Below are 21,271 nucleotides of genomic sequence, written 5' to 3' on the forward strand. Positions count from 1 at the left end.
CGTTACAGCGTTTGCAGCAGGCTCGCTAACCGGCGATTAATCACCTGCTGATTGAATTCTGCTTCGACTTTTTGCCGCGCATTTTGCAGCACAGGGATCAGCGTCTGCCGATCGATATCGCTGAACGCGGCCAGACGGTCCGCCAGCGCCAGCGCATTGTTTTCAGGGACCAGCCAGCCGGAATGCTCAGAGGTGATCAGCTCCGGGATCCCGCTGTGCAGGGTCGAAACCACCGGAATGCCGACCGCCATCGCCTCCATCAGCGCCACGGGAATGCCTTCCATATCGCCGTCGGCGCCGGTTACGGAAGGCAGCAGGAACACATCCGCGTCATCGAGCATGGCTTTTACTTCGTGGCTCGGCTTGAAGCCCGGCATCTCGACCTCGTCTTCCAGCTGATACTGTTCAATCAGCGTGCGCAGGCGACGCTCCCACGGCCCGATACCCAGGATGCGGTAGTGGAAGTCCACGCCGCGCGCCTTCAGCTGGCGACAGGCTTCGATGGCCACGTGCAGCCCTTTCTTTTCGGTCAGACGGGCAACAGAGATAATTTGCAGCGGCTTGCCCGGCACCTTGACCGGTCGCTGGGTGAAGCGTTCCATGTCCACGCCCATGCGTGAAACGGTGATTTTCTCGCTCGGGCACCCCATGGTTTTCAGGCGCCCGGCCCACAGGTCGCTTATCGGCAGCATCATGTCGCCGCGGCGAAACAGCTGCTGATATTCCGGCGTGTAGTGGTTCAGCACTTCCCGGCTGGAGATGTCGATTCCATGGAAAATGGTTGCGATTTTGCCGTCAATCACTCCCAGCTCGCGCAGTTTTGCCGCAGTGACGCCCGCCGGGCCAAAGTGGGCGATAAAGACATCGGCCCGGTACGGCTGGGCCGTTTGCCCGCAAATGGCGGAAAGGATCAGGTTGCGGGCCTCCGCCCCATAGCGCGACATATTCAGCGCCCGCCACGTCGAGGCGCGATGCAGGCCGCGCAGCGTCTGTCCGGCGCGATAGCGCAGTTTGTTCATCCGTCCGGCGGGTTCGTCCTGCAACCAGCGGGTTTTTGCCTCCAGTCCATACTGGGTATACGCCGCATGGGTGTTTTGCGTATCGCCCTTTTGCAGGGCGATAATCTCCACGTCATACCCCATATCGATAAACGCGGTGATTTGGTTCAGCACAAAGGTTTCAGACGACAGCGGAAATTTCAGTAAGAAGAAACCAACCTTCATTTCCCCTCCCGGACGCGGTCGAGGACGGATTTCACCATGCCAATACCTTTTTCGCGTTCGGCTTTAACCGCCACCGCCAGACGTTCGTTGATCGCAGGCAGCTGGCCGAGCGTGTCGCCCACCATCGCACCGAGCGATCCGTCCAGCAGATGACGAATATCGACGGCCATTTCCGGCATACCGAGCTGCTGCATAATGCCCGCGGATTTGTGTTCGTAGTTGATGGCAATGGCCGGCGTGCCGAAGTTCATCGAGATAATGGCCGAGTGCAAACGCGTGCCCACGGTCAGGTCGCAGGCGGAGAGCAGCTTGCCCATCTCCAGGTCGTTTAGCTCGTCCATCACCACGTGGTAACGGGACGGGTCGTTGACCAGGTTACGCAGGTTGAGCGCCACCATACGGTCATCTTTGTTATAGCTGTCGATACCGGTACAGGTGGAAAGCGCCAGCACCTGGTAACCGCTGTCCAGCACGCGGTTCACCACGTCGGCAAAGGCTTTCTCGTACGCCGCCTGGGTCGTGCCGAGGCGTTTATCGAACGGCGCAAGTTCACGCAGGGTAATGGCGACGGTTTTCTGTTTTGCCGCCACGTCCAGCCAGTGCTGTACCGCGTAGCTGGCCTGGAAACTGTCATCCTGATGATCCACCAGCCAGGCGGTGTCCACACCGTGCTCCACTTTGGTGGTGTCGATTTCACTGCGCTTCATCATGTCGAGGCTGACCGATTCACGCAGGATCAGCGCGTCGCAGTGGCCGAAGACATAGTTCGCCAGCTGGTTAAACTGCGGATCCTGGAATGGCCCGACGCTGTGGCCAATCATAAACAGCGGTTTTTTCGCCATGAAGGTGCAGAGTGCATGCTCAAACTGCGGCACGCCGTAGAGATCGACGAAGAACGAACCGCCCACCTGGATAATCGCGTCATAGCCGGACAGCAGACGCACAAAATCGGTAAAGCCCTGCGCGATGGCGATGTTGCGCAGCTTGCCGGTGTCGGTCACGCGAGAAAGCAGCACCTGATGCTGGTAGCGGCGACGCAGCACTTTCTTCACGCGCCCCATCACGCCCGCTGCGTTGTTGTGCTGTTTCATCTGGCTGTAGAGCGGATCGCCCATCACCGGGCGGTTCAGTAACCAGGATGAGCTGACCGGATAACGGCTCATCACATCCACTTCAGTCTCAGGCTTAAGGGTGTTAATTGCATCCAGTAAACCGCGCAGGATGGCGCTGTCGCCACGGTTGCCGCAGGTATGGTTGCCAAGAATAAGTAATTTCATAATGGCCTCGTAAAATTAGCCTGCGCGAAGCAGCGTTTTCATTTTTTCGTTACGGCAAAACTGGCGCTTCATCTCGACCACCAGCGCATTGCGTGACAGCACAATCATCACCCCGAACGCCAGCGCGCCTGCCGCGACCTGCACCGCAAGCAGCGCCGCCAGCGGCAGATGCCCGTTGAGCACCACGCCCAGGCCGTAGCTCACCGCAAGCGTCGGTAAGGAGAGATAGAACGGTAGCCACAGGCTGAGGATGTACTGACGGTAGCTGGAGCCCAGCACCGGTTTGATCATCACGAAGTAGCTCAGCACGGTATTGACAATCTGCACCAGCAGGAAGCCGAGCGTCACGCCAATGGCGCCCGCCGTGTGGCCGCCCACAATAATTGCCGGAATAAACAGGAAGGTTTTAAACACGTTGAACTTGAAGCTGATATCCACGAGCGCCTTCGCCATCAGCAGAGAACCAATCGGGTTCCCCACCGAGCGCAGCAGCCCCACGACGCACAGCAGTTGCAGGATCGGGATGATGCTGTTCCATTTCTCGCCAAACACCAGCGGCACGAAGTTGCTGGCGACCACCATCAGCCCCAGCAGCACCGGGAAGTTGATAATCCCCACCACGGACAGCAGCTTATAGAAGTTGACGCGCAGCTTTTCGGTATCGTCCTGAATCTTGGCAAACGCCGGAAACAGCACGCGGGTAATGATTGGGTTGAGCTTCATCGGCGGGACAACCGCGACGTTGTACGCCAGGTTATAACCGCCCGCGACGCTCGCGCCCAGAATGCGCGCCAGCACCAGCGTGGAGAGGTTAGTATTCACGTAGTTGATAATGCTGTCTGCCGTCAGCCACGCGCCGAAGCGCAGGTTGGATGAAACAGACGCCAGCGAGAAATGCAGACCCGGGCGATAAATCTTGCGGCCAAAGAAGCCAAACAGCAGCGTGCGCACGGCAGAGTTAACGAGGTAGCCGAGGATGGCGGTCATCGCCAGCGGCCAGAAATGGGCGCTGACCACGGTGAAGGTAAAACCCGCCAGCACGGCGCTGGTTTCAATCATGCCGATCTTGTTGAACTCCAGCTCTTTTTGCATCAGCGCGCGGAACTGCTGCCCGTGCGGGATCACCACGAAAGCGAACGACAGGGTGCGCATCAGCGGCGCCAGGTCCGGGTTATGCAGCACGCCGGCAATCACATCGCTCAGCATGAACACCAGCACAAAGACGAAGATACCCAGCCCGACGTTCAGCCAGTAGAGCGTGGTCAACTCCAGATGGCCGATCTCTTTGCGCTGGATAATGGAGTTGGCGATACCAAAGTCAGACAGCGTATCGGCGAGGGCGATGATCACCAGCGAGACGGTCAGCAGACCAAACTGGTGATTATCGATAATGCGCGCCAGCACCGTCATCTGCACCAGGCCGAGGCCAATGATGACGATGGTGGCCATGGCTGACCATTTCGCGCCGCTGATGGTTTTTTCTCGTAAGCTCATCTTAGTACGCCGCTTTGTTCACGAAGCCTTTGAAAATGGTCAGAAAAACAATCTTAATATCGAACCAGAGGCTCCACTCGCGGATGTACTCCAGATCGAACTCGATACGTTTTTCCATTTTTTCCAGCGTGTCGGTCTCGCCGCGCCAGCCGTTGATCTGCGCCCAGCCTGTGATGCCTGGCTTCACCTTATGGCGCAGCATGTAGCCTTCAATCAGGGTACGGTACTGCTCGTTATGGGCCACGGCGTGAGGGCGAGGCCCGACAATGGACATCCCCCCGGTGAACACGTTGATGAACTGCGGCAGCTCATCGAGCGAGGTTCTGCGCAGGAAGTTGCCCACGCGGGTAACGCGCGGATCGTTCTGCGTCGCCTGGGTCACCACCTTGTCGTTCTCCATCACCTTCATGGAGCGGAATTTCCACACCATGATCGGCTTACCGTCCATGCCGTAGCGGGTCTGACGGAAGATGATCGGACCCGGAGAGCTGAGCTTCACCGCCAGCGCAATGCAGCACAGCACCGGGGAGATGAGCAGCAGGATCAGAGACGAAAGCACGATATCTTCCACGCGCTTCAGCACGCGGTTAATCCCCGACAGCGGCGTGTCGTACAGCGGCACAACCGGTACCCCGTTCACCTCTTCAATACGGGAGTGGAGAATATTGAAGGTGAAGACATCCGGGATGAGGATCACCGAGCAGGTGGTATCCGCCAGCTCGCGCATCAGTTTCTTGATGCGGGATTCATCTTTCATCTGCATGGCGATATAGACGTTATGAATTTTGCCGGCTTTCGCATCGTCAATAAGCTGTTCGTAGTTACCTGCCCAGTCGGACGGCACGCCGCCGGGCTTCGCGTCGTGATAAATCCCGACCACTTCAAAACCTAACCACGGCTCTTTGCGGAAGCTGTCGAGCAACACCTGTCCCACCGGCAGATCGCCCGCCACGGCAACGAAGCGACGGTTATACCCGCGGTTACGCAGCCAGCCCGCGCCAAAGCGGATCAGCGAGCGGCAGATCACCATGCCAATGCTGGTCAACAGATACCAGCAGAGATAGGTCACAAGACGGTTATCAAAATCATGGCTGAACGCCACCAGGCCTGCGCTGAAAATCAGGCTTAAGGTCCAGTTCTGGAGCAGCAGCATCAGTTCGGTGGTCATTTTGACGCCGCGCCATGAACGATAGAAATCCGTCATGCCCCCGATCATCTGAAACACCACCAGCGCAATCAACGCCATCAGCAAGTGCATGTATAAGAACGACTGCCCGCTGACCCAACACACCGCCCACAGCCCGCCGACCATGAGGGTGATATCAGAAAAACGCTGCACCATTGAGATTAACGATGCATTCGTTCTCGCTCGTTCGCGCTTTTTTAGATTTGTCATCGTTGTTCCTTTAGTTCTAAACCTTTCCCCCTCACCCTACCCCTCTCCCCAAAGGGGAGAGGGAACTTGAACACCCTCTCCCCTTTGGGGAGAGGGCTGGGGTGAGGGGCAGTTTTTACTGATTCAACAGCGCCAGAATATCCTTCGTTCGGGCTTCCATCAGCGCGGTATCGGCGCGGGACTCCACGTTCAGGCGCACCACCGGCTCGGTGTTGGAGGAGCGCAGGTTGAAGCGCCACTGCGGGAACGCCATGCTGATACCGTCCGTACGGTCAATCTCCAGCGCGTGAATGGCAAAGTGCTGTTCGACGCGGGCGATAGCATCGGCAGGCTGCGCCAGTTTGCTGTTGATCTCGCCGCTCGCCGGGAACGCCGACATGCGGTCACGCACCAGTTCGCCCAGGCTCTGCCCTTTCAGGCACAGCAGCTCGGTCACCAGCAGCCACGGGATCATCCCGCTGTCGCAGTAGGCAAAATCACGGAAATAGTGGTGGGCGCTCATCTCGCCGCCGTAGATGGCGTCTTCCTCGCGCATACGCTCTTTGATAAACGCGTGGCCGGTTTTGGACATCACCGGCTCGCCGCCCGCGGCCTTCACCACGTCAACGGTGTTCCAGGAAAGACGCGGATCGTGAATGATTTTCGCCCCCGGGTTTTTCTCGAGGAACGCTTCCGCCAGCAGGCCAACGATGTAGTAGCCTTCGATAAACTGCCCCTTCTCGTCGAACAGGAAGCAGCGGTCAAAATCGCCGTCAAAGGCGATACCCATATCGGCACCGTGCTCAATCACCGCGTTGCGGGTGTCGTCGCGGCACTCCGGCAGCAGCGGGTTAGGGATACCGTTCGGGAAGTTGCCGTCAGGCGTGTTGTGCACTTTGACGAAGGTCACCGGCACGTTCAGCGCCTTAAAGCGGGCTTCAAGTGCATCGACAACCGGGCCTGCCGCGCCGTTGCCGGAGTTGATCACCAGCTTCAGCGGTTTGAGGTTTGCCACGTTGATGTAGCCCAGCAGGTGGTCGATGTACTCTTTTTGCAGGTTAATCTGCTTATAGCTGCCGCGTCTGGCTTCATTCACCGGCGGGAAGTCGTTGGCCTCGGCCAGACGCTGCACGTCGCGCAGGCCGGTATCGCCGCTGATAGGACGCGCACCCTTGCGCACCAGCTTCATGCCGTTGTAGTCCATCGGGTTATGGCTGGCCGTCACTTCGATACCGCCGTCCACGCCCAGGTGGAAGGTGGCAAAATAGATCTCTTCGGTACCGGAAAGGCCAATGTCCAGGACGTCGACGCCCGCGTCCTGTAGCCCTTTCGCCAGCGCCAGCTTCAGGGATTCGCTTGTCAGACGCACGTCGCCGCCCAGCACGATAGTTTGTGGTTTCAGGTATTCGCCGTACGCGCGGCCGATGCGCCACGCAATGTCTTCGTTCAGCTCTTCGCCCAGCTTGCCGCGAATATCGTAGGCTTTAAAACAGGTTAATTTTTCCATGATGACCCCTTTTTCAGGCAACAGTTGGCCCTGACCATGTAATGGCCAAATTTATTTTTGTCATTCGTAGGCCCGGTAAGCGCAGCGCCACCGGGCAGGATGCGGAGTGCTACACGCGCCCGTAGCGATCCTGGAAGCGGATGATGTCGTCCTCTTCCAGATAGGAGCCGGAACGCACCTCAATTAAGTCGAGCGGAATTTTCCCCGGGTTTTCCAGACAGTGCGTGGCGCCCAGCGGAATATAAATGGACTCATTTTCACCGAGCAGCTTCACGTCGCCGTCGATGGTCACTTTTGCGGTTCCCGCCACCACCACCCAGTGTTCGGCGCGGTGATGGTGCATCTGCACAGACAGCCCTTCTCCAGGCTTCACGGTGATGCGTTTCACCTGGTAACGCTCGCCGGCGTCGATGGAGTCATATTTGCCCCACGGGCGGTAGACTTCACGGTGAATATGGTGTTCGTGGCGGCCATCGGCCTTGATCTGCTCAACCACTTTTTTAACGTCCTGCACGGCGTTACGGTCGGCAATCAGCACCGCGTCTTTGGTCTGCACGACCACCAGATCTTTCACCCCTACCGTGGTGACGAGGCCCGATTCGGCGTAGACGTAGCTGTTTTCCGTTTTGTGGCTGATGACATCACCGTGATGGACGTTACCCTCCGGGGTATGCGCGCTGATCTCCCACAGTGACGACCAGGAGCCGACGTCGCTCCAGCCCGCATCCATCGGTACCACTACCGCATCTGCCGTACGCTCCATTACCGCATAGTCAATAGACTCTTCCGGACAGGCGAGGAAGGCCTCTTCATCCACGCGGATAAAATCGAGATCCGGATCGACCACCGCCATCGCTTTTTCGCAGGCGCTTAAGATATCCGGACGGTATTTTTCCAGCTCTTCCAGGTAGCGACCGGCGCGGAACAGGAACATACCGCTGTTCCAGTAGTATTCCCCACTGGCCACGTAGGCCTGCGCGGTTTCCAGATTCGGTTTTTCGACAAACTGCGCCACGTCAAAGGCCACGCTGTCGCCGTCACCAGGCGTGACGCTACCGCGGCGGATGTAGCCATAGCCGGTTTCAGGGAGATCCGGCACGATGCCGAAGGTCACCAGCTTGCCGCTCTCAGCGTAAGGAATCGCGGCGCGAACCGCGTCGCGGAAGGCCTCTTCCTGCTGGATAACGTGGTCAGCCGCCAGCACCAGCATCAGCGGATCGCAGTCCGGGCTGCTGCGCTTTGCCGCCAGTGCCGCCAGGGCGATTGCAGGCGCGGTGTTGCGTCCGGCAGGCTCCAGAATGATATTTTCGGTCAGCTTGTTTAGCTGGCGCAGCTGTTCGGCAACGATAAAGCGGTGCTGTTCGTTACAGATCACCACCGGGCTTTCGCACTCTACGCCGTGCAGACGGTTAACCGTCGTTTGCAGCATGGTGAGGTCGCCTTTCAGGCACAGAAATTGTTTTGGATAAAGCACGCGGGACAGTGGCCACAACCGGCTCCCGGATCCACCCGCCATTACGACCGGATACAAAGTGGTTTGACTCATGATTTATCCCCGTATATCTGCAATAAATTGGCTCAGCACGTTCTCTTTCTCGAGCGTGCGTTCGGCATATTCACGTGCCACCGTGTTCTCTTTTGGCATGGCGAGTGCCTGCTCAATTCCGGTTACCAGCGCAGGAACCGATTCTGGCTCTACGCAAACGGCAATGCCCGGATAGCTGTTGCACAGCTGGCCTAATTCTGTTGTGGCTTCTGCCGTAATCACCGCGTTTCCGCCCACTGCAAGAATGTTGGTCAGCTTGGACGGCAGCACCGCATCCGCCGCGCCGCGTTTTTGCACCACCAGATGACAATCCGCCATTTTCAGCAGCGCGGGCAGCGCGTCATAAGACTGAAGCGGGAAGAAGCGGATGTTGGTCAGTCCGCGCTCGCTGGCCATTTTCTCCAGCCGCGCTTTACCGCCGCCCTGCCCGACAATCACGAACATCCACGGGTGTTCGCTCAGCTGAAGCGCGGCGTCTATCACGCTCTCCAGCCCCTGTTTTTCGCCGATGTTGCCTGAGTAAAGAATGATTTTTTGATCAGCAGGCAAACCGAGCTGCGCGCGTAACGCCTGCGCATCGTGTTCTGTCACTTCGCGGAAACGCGCCACTTCAGACCAGTTCGGAAAGAAGATCACCTTCTCCGCCGGGACGCCCTTCTCCTGAGCCTTGTTCATCATCGAGCGCGAGATGGTCGAGACGTAATCCACGTTGTGCAGGCCGCTGCGCTCAAAGGCGCTGGCGAGCTTCGCTACTTTGCCGCCTTTGCCTTTCCCGGCCATCCCCAGCCCAAGCATGGCGTCCACTTCATAATCCTGAATGTGCAGCAGGGTGCGCGCGCCTGAGAGTTTTCCCAGCAGGCGCATGCCCGGCGTACAGAACAGGGTCGGCACCACGCCGATGATGCGATCCGGCTTCCAGCGACGCTGCGCCATCAGCGGGAAAAAACTGCTCAGAGCAAAGCTGCCCAGATGAATTAAACGTTTCAGCGTCGAAGGCTGTTTCGGCACGTAGAGCGGACAACGCCAGACGGTCGCGGCGCCCTCTTCGCGGCGGTAGCGCCAGCTGGAATAGCGTTCGCCTACCTTCCACTCCGGGTAATACGGCGGGGCGGTAATCACCCGCACGTCGTGTCCCTGGCTCGCCATCCACTCGACCATCTCGCCGGTATATTTCCCGATTCCGGTAAGCTCCGGCGAGTAGTTAATTCCGTAGACGAGGATTTTCATAGGCCTGGCACCTCGGCCTGACGTTCCGCAAGGAAGTACGCCCGACTGTTGTCATGGACGTTGTCGCTTGCCAGCAGCGCCTCTGGCGTTAACCAGCGGTAATCGTCATGCTGAGCATCAGGCAGACGCAGGTCTGCCTCACTCACCTTCAGGCGGAACCCCAGCACGATGTAGTGCGTGGTGAACCCGGTGCCCGAAAAGTTATCGTCATAGAAGTGCTGCCAGACCCCGTAAAACTGGCCCGCTGCCATCGGCAGTTGCAGGCCCAGTTCCGCCAGAGTGAGACGCTCAAACGCATCGGTCAGCGTCTCATCCTTCTGCACGCGCCCGCCGGGCACGAACCAGAAGCCCTGTGCAGGACGGTTGGTTCGTTTCCCCAGCAAGAACTCGCCGCGTTCGTTCTCCACGATCAAATCAATTGAGATGAGCGGAGTGGAACGCACCACCGTGGCAAAATCTTCCTGACTTAAAAACATCATTACCCCCGGAAGCGGTGCTGGTTTTCCAGGAACCACTGGTAGGTGCTGGCCAGCCCCTGCTCCAGTGAGACCTCGTGATACCAGCCCAGCTGATGCAGACGGGTCACGTCCAGCAGCTTGCGCGGCGTGCCGTCCGGCTTGGTGGCGTCAAACACCACGCGTCCTTTGTAGCCCACCACCTGCGCGATGGTCTGCGCCAGTTCGCGGATGGTGCAGTCCACGCCGGTCCCGACGTTAATGTGCGACAGCATCGGCTCGGTGTTTTCCTGCCACACCTCGCGATCCAGCTCCATGACGTGAATGCTGGCAGCCGCCATGTCGTCCACGTGCAGGAACTCGCGCATTGGCGTCCCGCTGCCCCACACCACCACGTCCGGGGCGTTTTCGGCAGTCGCCTCATGGAAACGACGCAGCAGCGCCGGGATCACGTGCGAATTGCTCGGGTGGAAGTTGTCGTGCGGTCCGTACAGGTTGGTCGGCATGACCGAGCGATAGTCACGGTTATACTGACGGTTGTAGGATTCACACAGCTTGATCCCGGCAATTTTGGCAATCGCATAAGGCTCATTAGTGGCTTCAAGCGTGCCCTGCAACAGTTCGCTCTCGGCGATCGGCTGCTTCGCCATTTTTGGGTAGATACAGGATGAACCGAGGAACAGCAGCTTGTTCACGTTGTGCAGGTGCGCCGCGTGAATGATGTTGCTCTCAATCATCATGTTCTCGTAGATGAAATCCGCCGGGTAGGTGTTGTTCGCGACAATGCCGCCCACCTTCGCCGCCGCCAGATACACCTGGTCGATACGTTCGCTGGCAAAGAAGTCCTGCACCGCTTTGCTGTCAAGCAGGTTCAGCTCGTCGCGGGTGCGAACAATCACTTCTACGTCGCCGCGCTGCTCAAGCTGGCGAACAATCGCGGAACCCACCATTCCGCGATGACCGGCGACAAAAATACGTTGTTTTGTCATTCTCAGGACTCCAGCGCGATGGCAACCTCGTAGCCATGGGACTTGAGCAGGGAGTGTTTTTTCGCTGCTTCAAGATCCTTGGCCACCATCTCGGATACCATTTCTTGCAGGGTGGTTTCTGGTTTCCAGCCCAGTTTCTCGTGCGCTTTGGTTGGGTCGCCCAGCAGGGTTTCCACTTCAGCAGGGCGGAAGTAACGCGGATCAACCTGGACAATCACGTCGCCTGGCTTCACGCCCGGTGCGTCGTGGCCGGTCACGGAAACAACGATACCCTTCTCTTCCACGCCGGTGCCTTCGAAGCGCAGCTTGATGCCCAGCTGTGCCGCAGCCATCTCAACGAACTGACGTACGGAGTACTGCACGCCGGTCGCAATCACGAAGTCTTCTGGCTGCTCCTGCTGCAACATCATCCACTGCATTTTCACGTAGTCTTTCGCATGGCCCCAGTCACGCAGGGAATCCATGTTGCCGAGGTGCAGGCAAGACTCCAGGCCCTGAGCGATGTTGGCGATCGCGCGGGTGATTTTGCGGGTCACGAAGGTTTCGCCGCGACGCGGGGATTCGTGGTTAAACAGAATGCCGTTACAGGCGTACATGCCGTAGGATTCACGGTAGTTCACGGTGATCCAGTAAGCGTACAGTTTCGCTACCGCGTACGGAGAACGCGGGTAGAACGGCGTGGTCTCTTTCTGCGGAATTTCCTGCACCAGACCGTACAGCTCAGAGGTAGATGCCTGGTAGAAGCGGGTTTTCTTCTCAAGACCAAGGAAGCGAATCGCTTCCAGCAGACGCAGCGTACCCATCGCATCCACATCAGCGGTGTATTCAGGTGACTCGAAAGAAACCGCAACGTGGCTCATCGCCCCCAGGTTGTACACTTCATCCGGCTGCACTTCTTGCAGAATGCGGGTCAGGTTGGAGGTATCGGTCAGGTCGCCGTAATGCAGATGGAATTTCGGGTTTGCCGCATGCGGATCCTGATAAATGTGATCGACACGCTCGGTATTGAATGAAGAGGCACGACGCTTAATACCGTGAACTTCATACCCTTTTTCCAGCAGCAATTCTGCCAGGTAAGAACCATCTTGTCCGGTAACGCCGGTGATGAGAGCGACTTTAGACATGTTTATATTCCTCTGTACTTATCAAAGTTTTTCAGTTTCAACGCGTTCGCGTATCACCACTGCGGGGTTGCCACGGCAAACTGTATTTGCCGGTAGCGATTTAAAAACGCTGCTGCGGGCACCGACTACCGTGCCATCGCCAACAGAAACACCAGGTGCAACAAAGACGTCTGTTGCCAGCCAGCATTTTTCGCCGATCACAACAGGCGTAGCGGTAATATCAAAATGCTGACTCATAAAATCGTGGCTGCCGGTGCACAAATAACACTTCTGTGAAACCACCGAATTTGCGCCAATCGTAATCTCGCCAAGGGTATATAACACTGCGTCATCCCCAACCCAGGCGTAATCCCCAAGCGTTAATTTCCAGGGATAAGTAATTTTTACCGAAGGACGAATGACTACGTTTTTTCCTATTTTTGCGCCAAACAGACGCAGTAAAAATGCGCGCCAGCGGTACAGTATTTGCGGCGACCAGGCAAATAACGTTGCCTGTACAGCCCACCACAGTTGAACTTTAATACCGTTCCCGCCCCGAAAACCTTTCGGCACGGAGAATCCATTTAATTCCTGCATTACGTTTCCTTATATCTCAGGCTTTGTTATATAAGGCTTTCGCTTTACCCGTCGTTTTCAGACGTAAGAAATAAGATAATTCCGCCCAGAACCCCGGCACGCGTAATATTTTACGCTGCACGTTTTTGGCATCCTGGCACAGTTCCAGATTATTCGAGGTTGACACGCCACCCATTGAAAATTCAGATACCAGTCCTTTAATTCGACGGAACGGGTAGCCAGATTTGTACAGGCTGGCGGCCAGGGCATAATCTGATGACACTTTATAGCGTAAATCGTAAGGCTGTTTTTTCAGGCCGCTCATTGGGAAGAAAATAGCCTGATGGCTGGCCGGCAGGCTGTGGTAGATATACCAGCCAGGTTTCGCGCCGCGCAGCACTTTTTTCCCCTCGCCGAAATCAAGCAGCGCATCACCAATAAACATGGCATCTTCTTTCTGCCGCGCCAGCTGGCGGGCAAACAGCGCCACATCTTCATGAAACACGTCGCCGGAGTTGAGGAAGATGGCGTAACGCCCCTGCGCCAGGGTGATGCCTTTATTCATGGCATCGTAAATGCCGTTATCTTTCTCGCTGATGTAACGTAAGTTGAACTCACCGTTGAGTTTTTCCAGGAACTCCGCCGTGCCGTCGTTCGAGCCGCCATCGACCACGATCCACTCAAAGGTGAGGCTCGGATCGCGCGCCAGGTTGCGCAGCGAGCGCCAGGTTTTTACCACCCCTTCGTAGTTACGAAAAGCGACAGTAATGACGCTAAGAAACATAAGACCACCTCGTCATGAATTCGTAATATTAAGCGCTTTACGCAAAATAAACGGACAAACAATTAAGAATGCATATTCCGGGCTAAATATTGACCCGGTAAAAAACAGCGACACCGGTGTAAACAGATAAAGCTGCACGCGAAAGTTCTGGTTATCACCAAACGCGTTAATCATCATTTTGAAAACTTTAAACAGATACCACAGCGTCAACAGTACGGCGAACCAGGAAAAATAAATAATTAACAGATACAGACCATTGTCTATGGTTTTACCGACATCCGCACCGTTAAAGATTCCGAATGATGCAACATATTCGTAAAGTGAGCCGAATCTTACTACACCATCAATATGGGTTAAGGAATACCCCACCATCACCAGTGGACCAATGATGCGATAATAGGACGACGAGCCTTCCGTTCCCAAATCACCCAGACGTTCTGAGATGTACGGAAACGCAAATATTACGCCCACTAAAAATACCGTCAGAGAAATTATCGCCAGCGGCAGTTTTTTCTTAATCGCCTCTTTGTTCAGGTACTGGAACGCCCACTCCAGCAGGTAAAAAAGAATAAACGTCATGACCCCGGAGAATGACCCTGACAGAACGATTCCTGCAAGAATCATAGCATCGGTCTTGGGGGTTTTGATACCGAACTGTTTGATGCTGAGCCAAATTGAGATTAATGCCAGAGCAAAAAACGCCGGTTCAAAATAGAGCGCGGTGGTACGTTTGCCACCAAACTTAATAAAGTTCAGAACATAGCTGTTACTGTATATAAGATATTTCGAAATTATTTCCATCAGACTACTGCCGCCTGTGAGAATAATTTGCGCCATCTCCATTGCCGCAAGCATAACAATTAGCCCGACGACAATATAAAAGAACCTGAGGATTTTCCGATAATTGTGCGGTGAAATCGTTTTAAAGCGAATACTCCACACCATGCCAATAATGATAACAATATACACAAACAGCATGGTGGAGGTGACATATTTGCTGGCATCCAGCGACTGACCAAAGATGTAGTTAAACGCCGTCAGACCAAACCCGACGCCCAGCGCAATCATCAGCTTTTTGAGGTTAAGCTTGTCCACGTAAAGCAACAGCAGAACCGGCAGGAAGGTGACGATAGTGATCGGGAAGCTTTCACCGAGCTGGGCAATCTTGACGTTGACCAGCAGGTAGATCAGCGGCAGCAGCAGATAACTACAGATTCTGATAGAACGAGACATACTCCTCCAGCATCTGTTGTCCACTGTACGCCCTGCGGCTGCGGTTGCGGAACGATTCCAGGTCCGTGCCAAAAACAGCCTGCGCGATATCGGCCTTCGACAACTGCACCAGCGGCAGTACCTCGTTTTCACTGAAGGTTTTACCGCCCGATTTCTCCAGCACCTCACGCGCGGCGTCGCTGTGGGTGGCAATCACCGGCACGCCGATGGAGAGCGCTTCGCACAGGATCAGCGGGTAGTTGTCCACGCGGGAGCTGAACACCAGCGCGTCCATACCGTTAAGCGCGCTCATCAGTTTGCGCTTGTCGGTTTCAAACCCGTGGTTCACCACGTTAGTACCGTCGAACGGCGAGAATTTGCCGAAAGTATGCAGTTCAATCCTGTCGCCGAGCGCCATCATGGCGCGCACCAGCTGTTGGTTAGTTTTGCCGTCGTAGCGCAGGTCATGGGCAACAACCGCAATTTTCGGCTTGCCGGCGGTAACGGCTTCGGGCGTCAGTTCAGCCAGGATCGCTTCCGTCGCCACATCGATACCGTTATTAATGATTTTGCAGCGTCCTGCTCCATACAGGCTATTGAAGGCGTCCGCCACGTGCTGGCTTGGAGAGATAAAGGTGCAGCCGAGCGAGAGCATATCGCGGAACAGCTGACGCTTACCCTCAACCAGCTGATGCGCGCGATCGACCTTCACCGGCGGGTAGTTGCTTAACGTCGGGCATTTCTGGCAGCTATCTTTCCAGCCTTCGCAGCCGTCGGTAAAGGCGCAGCGTCCGGTCACGCTCCAGTGGTCGTGGAGCGTCCAGACGAAGCGGGTGTCCGGCTTGTGCGCCTTCACCTTGCCACAAAACGCCACCACCTCTTCCAGATTCAGCCAGTAGCTGTGCAGCACGTGGAAGTGCAGCACAACCGGGCCGCTGGTGCGGGTAACGGTGCGGTAGAGATTATTCAGGTTGCCGAACAGATCGCGGTTAAACAGGCGGAACAGCGCAATATTGGCGATGGAGGTCAGACGTGGCGTCTGCTTCAGCACCTGCGGATAGTTATCATGGCTGACGCTTTTCTTGCCGCCTTTACCGTAACCGTAAACAAAGCGCGACTGTAATCCTTTTTGCAGCGCGCGCTGATGCAGATCCAGCGCTACGCCTGCCGCCCCGCCCTCTGCGAGACGCACGTTAAATTGCAGAATGTTCATTTAATCACCTTCACGCGGGCTTTCTCACCCACCACCAGCGCGTTGTCCGGAATGCTGTCCAGCACCACGCTGCCTGCGCCAATCGTCACGTTATTGCCCACGGTAATCTCTCCGATCATCACCACGTTGGCGCCGAGTTCGACGTTATTGCCAATCACCGGGCAGGCCAGGCTGTCCGGCCCGCGGTTGCCGATCGTCACCCCGTGGCGAATGGTGAAATCATCACCCGCGACCACGAACTTGTTGATGACCACCGCATAGCCGTGATGAATGGTAAAGCGGCGGCCGATGGTGGCAGCGGCCTGAATTTCATAGCCAAAAAAGCATTCGGTGATGATGCGATACAGCACCAGCACCGGCGCGGCCCAGATATTGTTCAGCACATTTTTTTTGCGCCATACGGAGCAAAAATGCGCAATGCGGTAGGCCAGAACCATGCAGCACGGGCGCAGGCTCCAGCTGTTAGCGCGGCAATCTTCCAGAAACATTATTTCCCCCGAAGCCCGTCAGCCAGACGCTTGCCGTTACGCACCGACAGCAGCGTCAGCAGCGTGCGCCAGTTCATGCGCTTATTGCGGATCTGATAGAGGGTAAAGAGCTGATACTTCCGGCTGGCACGGTCAAACTTGTCCTTGTGCTTGCGGTAAAAATGGAAGTAGCCCGAAAACTTCTTCGGCGAGGAGGTGATTTGCATCTCCCCGTGGTTGATGTGCAGGATCTGCGTGGCCTCTTCCACTTTCCACGGCTCGCCATACTCCACCACCATCCGCAGAAAGATGTCGTAATCCTGCGCGGCTTTCAGTTCGGTATCGAACAGGCACTCCTTAAAGCGCCAGGCCCAGGTAAACACCTGATTACCGATGATGTTGCGCTTGTAGAACAGGCGGCGGGAATAGGGTGATTTCGGATACAGCGGCAGGCTCGCGGGCTGCGAGTAAACCTCGCCCTGACAGACGTAGTCGTTGGCATAGAGAAACGCGTGGGTCACCAGCTGCGCCTTGTGCGACAGGAAGATCGACAGGCGGTTTGGCGTCCATTCATCATCGTCGTCGATACCAGTCAGATACTGTCCTTTCGCCTGCATAATCGCCTGGTTGCGCACCGCACACGCCCCGGAATTGATGGCGTTATGCGTGTACACCACGCGCGGATCGTTCAGGTCTTCGACAAACTTTTGCAGTTGTTCATAAGAGGAGGAACAGTCATCCACGATAATCAGTTCCCAGTTATCGTAATCCTGACGCAGGACCGATTTAATCGCGCGGATCGCCAGCTGCTGACGATTCCATGTCGGCATATAGATAGAAATCAAAGGGCGTTGTGTGCTCATGGTCTTCCCCTTATCCCTCACTCCGACCCTCTCCCGGAGGGAGAGGGAGAAAAGCTGCACCATGCAGCCCTCTCTCCCCTCTGGGGAGAGGGTTAGGATGAGGGGGATTATTATTTACTGTCAGACTTGTATTCGTACTCGTAGTAGCCGTAATCCTGATACCCGGTTGCGCGGCGGAAGATGGAGTTCAGGATCACTCCCTTCACCTCAATACCGTTCTGCTCAAAGCGGCTCAGGCTGGTCTCCACTTCCTTCAGGGTGTTCACCGCATAGCGTGCGACCATCAGCGTGGTGCCCGCGTGACGCCCTACCACGGCGGCGTCGGTGACTGCCAGGATTGGCGGGGTATCTATCAGCACCAGGTCGTAGTTTTTGCTTGCCCACTCAATCAGCTGCGTGAAACGCTCGCTCATCAGCAGTTCAGACGGGTTCGGCGGCACCTGACCACGCGGGATCAGGTCAAACTTCGGAATCGAGGTCGGCTTGGCGCTCTCGCTGATTTCTCCTTTACCGAGCAGAATTTCCGACAGGCCGTTAACGTTATTGGTGCCCAGCAGCTCGTGGGTATAGCCCTTACGCATATCGCAGTCGATCAGCAGCACGCGCTTGTTAGTCTGGCTCACCACCGCCGCCAGGTTGGCGCAGACGAAGGTTTTACCGATTGACGGGCTAACGCCGGTCATCATCAGGACGTTGTTTTTGGCCTGCATCATGGCGAAGTGGAGGCTGGTACGCAGGCTGCGCACCGCTTCAATCGCCAGGTCAGTCGGGTTACCCACGGCCAGCAGCTGGCTCTGCTTGTAACGCTTGACGCCCTTAACGGTTTTGACGCTGTCACGGGACTTCTGCCACTCGGAGAGCGGGATGCTTGCGTACACGCTGATCCCGTTCTCTTCCAGCACCTGCGGGCTTTCGATACCGCGGTTGAACAGCGAGCGCAGCAGCACGCCGACGATAGAGAGCATCAGGCCGAGAATAATGCTGCCGAGGATAATCAGCGCTTTCTTCGGCTTCAGCACGCCAGGCTGGGTAATCGCCGGGTCAACGATACGCACGTCGCCGACGGTGCTGGCTTCGGTGATTTTCAGCTCCTGCTGTTTGTTCAGCAGCTGCATGTAAACCTGCTGGCCGGATTCCACATCACGCGTCAGGCGTACAATTTCCTGCTGCGTCTTCGGCATTGCGGTCACGCGATCGTTCAGCTTCGCCTTCTCTTCTTCCAGGGTACGACGTTTTTCCAGCAGCGTGCGGTACGCCGGATGACGTTTGGTATAGAGCTTGGAAATCTCCGCCTCTTTGAAGGTCAGCTCGTTCAGCTGCGCATCAATATTGACCATGGAGTCGAGAACCGATTTCGCCTCCAGCGGCAGATCGACGGAATCCTTGTCCTGACGGTACGCGTTCAGCTTATTCTCTGCATCATCCAGACGGGCGCGCACCTCCGGCAGCTGTTTACTGAGAAACGCCAGACTTTTTGCGGCTTCCGCTGACTTACGCTCAACGTTCTGCTCCAGATAGTTGCGGGTGATGCTATTAAGGATGTCGCGGATTTGATCCTTGTCTTCACCGGTGAAAGTCATGCTCAGAACGCCGGTATCCTTGCCGTTTTCGGTGACGGTCAGGTTGTTTTGCAGGTTGTTGATCATCCCGAGCGTCGAGAATTTGGTGACCGTAAACTCCCCGCCCTCATGCGCCTGAATTGCGCTGACCTTGATGCTGACGCCCTCTTTGGTCAGCATCTGCCCTACTTCGCCGCGCGCGCTGAAGCCCGCGTCGCTGGTCAGCTGATACTGTTTTGGCCCCAGCACGGTCAGGGTAAAGGTTTGGTCCCCTGCCCCTTTTGGGATCACGAAGTCGGTCACTTTTACCGTATCGTTACTGCGCCCCATCAGGCGATCCCAGCCTGCGCCAAACACCGGGAAGGTATTTTTGGTGACCGCAATATCCAGCCCCAGATCGTGAACCGTTTTGCCCAGTACCAGGCGCGACTGGATCAGCTGAATTTCGGCTTCCGATGCCGGCGGCTTGTTGGCCAGCGCCGAGCCGATATCCTGAACCAGCGAGTTACCGGTATTTTGTTCGATTTGCACCAGCGCGTCGGCGCTGTAAATAGGCGTTGCGAACAGCGTATAGACGATCGCCGCCACGGCAAAAATGGCGGTAATACCCAGCACCCACCATTTCGCTTCAATAACGGTCCCGACCAGGCGACCGATATCGATTTCATCACTGCCCGACGTCGGGGCAGCAGAAGGCCTTGTTTTTTCTGTCATTGTTATCCCTGCTGAGCTTTCAGTGCCTGCGCCCACTGACGGGCAGACTGGTCTAGTAAGGTGTAAACCGCCTCAAAGGCCTCGCGGCTCTTGCGATACGGATCGGGAATTTCGCGCTCGCCATCCCAGTGACCAAACAGCATCACCTTGCCGCGCATCTCCGGTGCGATATCGCACAGCGCGTGAATGTGGCGTTTTTCCATCGCGAGGATCAGGTCGTATTCCCGGCACATCCGGCCAGAGACCTGACGGGCAACGTGCCCGTCGAGTGAGAGGTTATGCTCAAGGGCAACGCTTGCGGCACGTTCGTCGGCACCCTTTCCGACCAGCGCGCCCAGCCCTGCGGAGTCGACCGTTAACGCAGGCTGGTAATTTTTCAACAGCCTTTCAGCCGTGGGGGAACGGCAAATGTTCCCCACGCACACCACCAGAATTTTGTTAAACATCGCGGCTTACCAGTTATGAACGTCGCTCGCCGTATCCGTCATGTAGCGAACGCCACTGATGGTAGGCAGCAACTGGTTGATCAGACGGTTCCAGCGGGCAACCGGCGCGGTGGTGACATAGACCACATCGTACGGCTGGAGACGGAACGACGTTGCCATGACCAGCGATGTCGCATCGGACATATCCAGCTGGTAGATATTGGCAATCTTGCCCTTCGCGTTCTCGCCTTTGATAGGACGGATCACGAAGATGCCGCTGGCGTTGGAGGCGGTCAGATCGATGCCTTCCGCATTGCCCAGCGCTTCGGTCAGGGTCATACCGCTGAAGTCCATCTTGAGGGTGCTCTGTTTCTTCACTTCACCCATCACGAACACTTTCAGATCGTCGTTGCGCGGCACGTACAGAATGTCTCCCGGATAGAGGAGGCGGTTCTGGGTCAGGTCACCGTTTTGCATCAGCGCCTGAAGCGAAATGCGCTGCTCTTTGCCGTTGTGGGTCAGCACCACGTTGCGCCAGTCAGCGCCGTCGGTTAAGCCGCCTGCGGCATTGATCGCATCGAGAACGGTGAGCGGGACGTTAGTGATCGCCTGCTGGCCGGATTTATTGACCTGGCCAGAGATATAGGCTTTCTGGGATCGGAACGCGGCGATATTAACGTCAACCTGCGGGTCAGCAATGTACTGCGCCAGGCGGCCGGTAATATCACTACGGATCTCAGCAAGGGTTTTACCCGCGACGTGCACTTTGCCAATGTAGGGATAGAACATGGTGCCATCGGACTGTACCCAGTTACCGGTGTCGCTTGAGCTGCGGTACTGGCCCGCAGGTGTGGTCAGCTCCGGGTGATCCCAGACGGTCACGTTAATGACGTCACCCGGACCCACGCGATACTGGTAAGAAGCAATTTCCTGGTCCAGAGACATATTTGGCTGTGCAACATTTGGACGTGGGCGTAATTGTTCTACCAGACGTGGGGTTAATGGATAAACATTCACCATTTTGTCGAGATCAAAATCAGCATCCTGCTGTTTAATCACATCCTTGCCCATTGTTGACATATTGCTGCCGGGAAAGACCGTGCAACCACTCATCAAGGTCACAGACACCAATAATGGCATCAATTTCATTTTGGATTTCATCATTGATTATTTATCACTTTGGCAGAGTAATTATCCTGTGCAATTAAAATAAGCGCGGGTCGTGGTGACAATCAGAATGCAGTTAATCATTTAGCAATATA

The 21,271-nt window shown here is 56.2% G+C and carries 19 protein-coding genes; all 19 read right to left on the reverse strand.

Features of this window, described 5'->3' with window-relative positions; genetic code table 11:
- Positions 1-2: 2 nt before the first annotated feature.
- The 19 genes from wcaL to G6Q29_RS04140 all read right to left on the reverse strand — a co-directional run bounded on the left by wcaL (position 3) and on the right by G6Q29_RS04140 (position 21,173).
- A complete protein-coding gene (gene wcaL / locus G6Q29_RS04050; protein ID WP_165464603.1) occupies positions 3-1,223 on the reverse strand; it encodes a colanic acid biosynthesis glycosyltransferase WcaL in 1,221 nt (406 codons plus the stop codon).
- The gene (gene wcaK / locus G6Q29_RS04055) at positions 1,220-2,500 is read right to left on the reverse strand and encodes a colanic acid biosynthesis pyruvyl transferase WcaK (protein ID WP_006811234.1); all 1,281 of its coding nucleotides are present in this window, start codon (positions 2,498-2,500) and stop codon (positions 1,220-1,222) included. Before wcaK ends, wcaL begins: the two co-directional genes overlap by 4 nt.
- A 15-nt stretch (positions 2,501-2,515) precedes the next feature.
- Positions 2,516-3,994, reverse strand: a complete 1,479-nt coding sequence (gene wzxC, locus G6Q29_RS04060) for a colanic acid undecaprenyl disphosphate flippase WzxC (RefSeq protein WP_165464604.1) — start codon at positions 3,992-3,994, stop codon at positions 2,516-2,518.
- 1 nt (position 3,995) lies between these two features.
- Positions 3,996-5,390, reverse strand: coding sequence for an undecaprenyl-phosphate glucose phosphotransferase (gene wcaJ, locus G6Q29_RS04065; RefSeq protein ID WP_165464605.1), 1,395 nt, complete (start codon positions 5,388-5,390; stop codon positions 3,996-3,998).
- Between the two features lie 115 nt (positions 5,391-5,505).
- The gene (gene cpsG / locus G6Q29_RS04070; protein WP_165464606.1) at positions 5,506-6,876 is read right to left on the reverse strand and encodes a colanic acid biosynthesis phosphomannomutase CpsG; all 1,371 of its coding nucleotides are present in this window, start codon (positions 6,874-6,876) and stop codon (positions 5,506-5,508) included.
- A 109-nt stretch (positions 6,877-6,985) separates the two neighbouring features.
- Complete coding sequence (gene cpsB, locus G6Q29_RS04075; RefSeq protein WP_165464607.1) at positions 6,986-8,422, reverse strand: mannose-1-phosphate guanyltransferase; 1,437 nt, start codon at positions 8,420-8,422, stop codon at positions 6,986-6,988.
- Positions 8,423-8,425: 3 nt separating this feature from the next.
- A complete protein-coding gene (wcaI, locus tag G6Q29_RS04080) occupies positions 8,426-9,649 on the reverse strand; it encodes a colanic acid biosynthesis fucosyltransferase WcaI (RefSeq protein WP_165464608.1) in 1,224 nt (407 codons plus the stop codon).
- Entirely contained in the window at positions 9,646-10,125 is a 480-nt protein-coding gene (locus tag G6Q29_RS04085) for a GDP-mannose mannosyl hydrolase (RefSeq protein ID WP_165464654.1), read from the reverse strand. The genes wcaI and G6Q29_RS04085 overlap by 4 nt, the downstream gene beginning before the upstream one ends.
- A gap of 2 nt (positions 10,126-10,127) precedes the next feature.
- A complete protein-coding gene (gene fcl, locus G6Q29_RS04090) occupies positions 10,128-11,093 on the reverse strand; it encodes a GDP-L-fucose synthase (RefSeq protein ID WP_015572377.1) in 966 nt (321 codons plus the stop codon).
- A gap of 2 nt (positions 11,094-11,095) precedes the next feature.
- Positions 11,096-12,217: a GDP-mannose 4,6-dehydratase gene (gene gmd, locus G6Q29_RS04095; RefSeq protein WP_003863514.1), complete on the reverse strand. Its 1,122-nt coding sequence runs from the start codon at positions 12,215-12,217 to the stop codon at positions 11,096-11,098.
- A 21-nt stretch (positions 12,218-12,238) separates the two neighbouring features.
- Positions 12,239-12,793 (reverse strand): colanic acid biosynthesis acetyltransferase WcaF, encoded by a 555-nt coding sequence (gene wcaF, locus G6Q29_RS04100; RefSeq protein ID WP_165464609.1) that lies wholly within the window; start codon positions 12,791-12,793, stop codon positions 12,239-12,241.
- 16 nt (positions 12,794-12,809) lie between these two features.
- Entirely contained in the window at positions 12,810-13,556 is a 747-nt protein-coding gene (gene wcaE / locus G6Q29_RS04105) for a colanic acid biosynthesis glycosyltransferase WcaE (RefSeq protein ID WP_165464610.1), read from the reverse strand.
- A gap of 12 nt (positions 13,557-13,568) precedes the next feature.
- Positions 13,569-14,789, reverse strand: a complete 1,221-nt coding sequence (gene wcaD, locus G6Q29_RS04110; RefSeq protein WP_165464611.1) for a colanic acid polymerase WcaD — start codon at positions 14,787-14,789, stop codon at positions 13,569-13,571.
- Positions 14,764-15,981: a colanic acid biosynthesis glycosyltransferase WcaC gene (gene wcaC, locus G6Q29_RS04115; RefSeq protein WP_165464612.1), complete on the reverse strand. Its 1,218-nt coding sequence runs from the start codon at positions 15,979-15,981 to the stop codon at positions 14,764-14,766. The genes wcaD and wcaC overlap by 26 nt, the downstream gene beginning before the upstream one ends.
- Positions 15,978-16,469, reverse strand: coding sequence for a colanic acid biosynthesis acetyltransferase WcaB (gene wcaB, locus G6Q29_RS04120; protein WP_006811245.1), 492 nt, complete (start codon positions 16,467-16,469; stop codon positions 15,978-15,980). Before wcaB ends, wcaC begins: the two co-directional genes overlap by 4 nt.
- Positions 16,469-17,311: a colanic acid biosynthesis glycosyltransferase WcaA gene (wcaA, locus tag G6Q29_RS04125; protein WP_006811246.1), complete on the reverse strand. Its 843-nt coding sequence runs from the start codon at positions 17,309-17,311 to the stop codon at positions 16,469-16,471. Before wcaA ends, wcaB begins: the two co-directional genes overlap by 1 nt.
- Before the next feature lie 110 nt (positions 17,312-17,421).
- The gene (gene wzc / locus G6Q29_RS04130; RefSeq protein ID WP_015572374.1) at positions 17,422-19,584 is read right to left on the reverse strand and encodes a tyrosine-protein kinase Wzc; all 2,163 of its coding nucleotides are present in this window, start codon (positions 19,582-19,584) and stop codon (positions 17,422-17,424) included.
- Between the two features lie 2 nt (positions 19,585-19,586).
- Complete coding sequence (wzb, locus tag G6Q29_RS04135; protein ID WP_003862078.1) at positions 19,587-20,030, reverse strand: low molecular weight protein-tyrosine-phosphatase Wzb; 444 nt, start codon at positions 20,028-20,030, stop codon at positions 19,587-19,589.
- A 6-nt stretch (positions 20,031-20,036) separates the two neighbouring features.
- Complete coding sequence (locus G6Q29_RS04140) at positions 20,037-21,173, reverse strand: polysaccharide export protein (protein ID WP_003862079.1); 1,137 nt, start codon at positions 21,171-21,173, stop codon at positions 20,037-20,039.
- Positions 21,174-21,271 lie beyond the last annotated feature (98 nt).

The sequence above is a fragment of the Enterobacter cloacae genome (genome assembly GCF_011078175.1).
GTDB classification, from domain to species: domain Bacteria; phylum Pseudomonadota; class Gammaproteobacteria; order Enterobacterales; family Enterobacteriaceae; genus Enterobacter; species Enterobacter cloacae_Q.

Bases quoted from the DNA above. Each gene is read 5' to 3' on its own strand.
- wcaL (WP_165464603.1), bottom strand. From the start codon at position 1,223: ATGAAGGTTGGTTTCTTCTTACTGAAATTTCCGCTGTCGTCTGAAACC.
- wcaK (WP_006811234.1), bottom strand. From the start codon at position 2,500: ATGAAATTACTTATTCTTGGCAACCATACCTGCGGCAACCGTGGCGAC.
- wzxC (WP_165464604.1), bottom strand. From the start codon at position 3,994: ATGAGCTTACGAGAAAAAACCATCAGCGGCGCGAAATGGTCAGCCATG.
- wcaJ (WP_165464605.1), bottom strand. From the start codon at position 5,390: ATGACAAATCTAAAAAAGCGCGAACGAGCGAGAACGAATGCATCGTTA.
- cpsG (WP_165464606.1), bottom strand. From the start codon at position 6,876: ATGGAAAAATTAACCTGTTTTAAAGCCTACGATATTCGCGGCAAGCTG.
- cpsB (WP_165464607.1), bottom strand. From the start codon at position 8,422: ATGAGTCAAACCACTTTGTATCCGGTCGTAATGGCGGGTGGATCCGGG.
- wcaI (WP_165464608.1), bottom strand. From the start codon at position 9,649: ATGAAAATCCTCGTCTACGGAATTAACTACTCGCCGGAGCTTACCGGA.
- G6Q29_RS04085 (WP_165464654.1), bottom strand. From the start codon at position 10,125: ATGTTTTTAAGTCAGGAAGATTTTGCCACGGTGGTGCGTTCCACTCCG.
- fcl (WP_015572377.1), bottom strand. From the start codon at position 11,093: ATGACAAAACAACGTATTTTTGTCGCCGGTCATCGCGGAATGGTGGGT.
- gmd (WP_003863514.1), bottom strand. From the start codon at position 12,217: ATGTCTAAAGTCGCTCTCATCACCGGCGTTACCGGACAAGATGGTTCT.
- wcaF (WP_165464609.1), bottom strand. From the start codon at position 12,793: ATGCAGGAATTAAATGGATTCTCCGTGCCGAAAGGTTTTCGGGGCGGG.
- wcaE (WP_165464610.1), bottom strand. From the start codon at position 13,556: ATGTTTCTTAGCGTCATTACTGTCGCTTTTCGTAACTACGAAGGGGTG.
- wcaD (WP_165464611.1), bottom strand. From the start codon at position 14,789: ATGTCTCGTTCTATCAGAATCTGTAGTTATCTGCTGCTGCCGCTGATC.
- wcaC (WP_165464612.1), bottom strand. From the start codon at position 15,981: ATGAACATTCTGCAATTTAACGTGCGTCTCGCAGAGGGCGGGGCGGCA.
- wcaB (WP_006811245.1), bottom strand. From the start codon at position 16,469: ATGTTTCTGGAAGATTGCCGCGCTAACAGCTGGAGCCTGCGCCCGTGC.
- wcaA (WP_006811246.1), bottom strand. From the start codon at position 17,311: ATGAGCACACAACGCCCTTTGATTTCTATCTATATGCCGACATGGAAT.
- wzc (WP_015572374.1), bottom strand. From the start codon at position 19,584: ATGACAGAAAAAACAAGGCCTTCTGCTGCCCCGACGTCGGGCAGTGAT.
- wzb (WP_003862078.1), bottom strand. From the start codon at position 20,030: ATGTTTAACAAAATTCTGGTGGTGTGCGTGGGGAACATTTGCCGTTCC.
- G6Q29_RS04140 (WP_003862079.1), bottom strand. From the start codon at position 21,173: ATGATGAAATCCAAAATGAAATTGATGCCATTATTGGTGTCTGTGACC.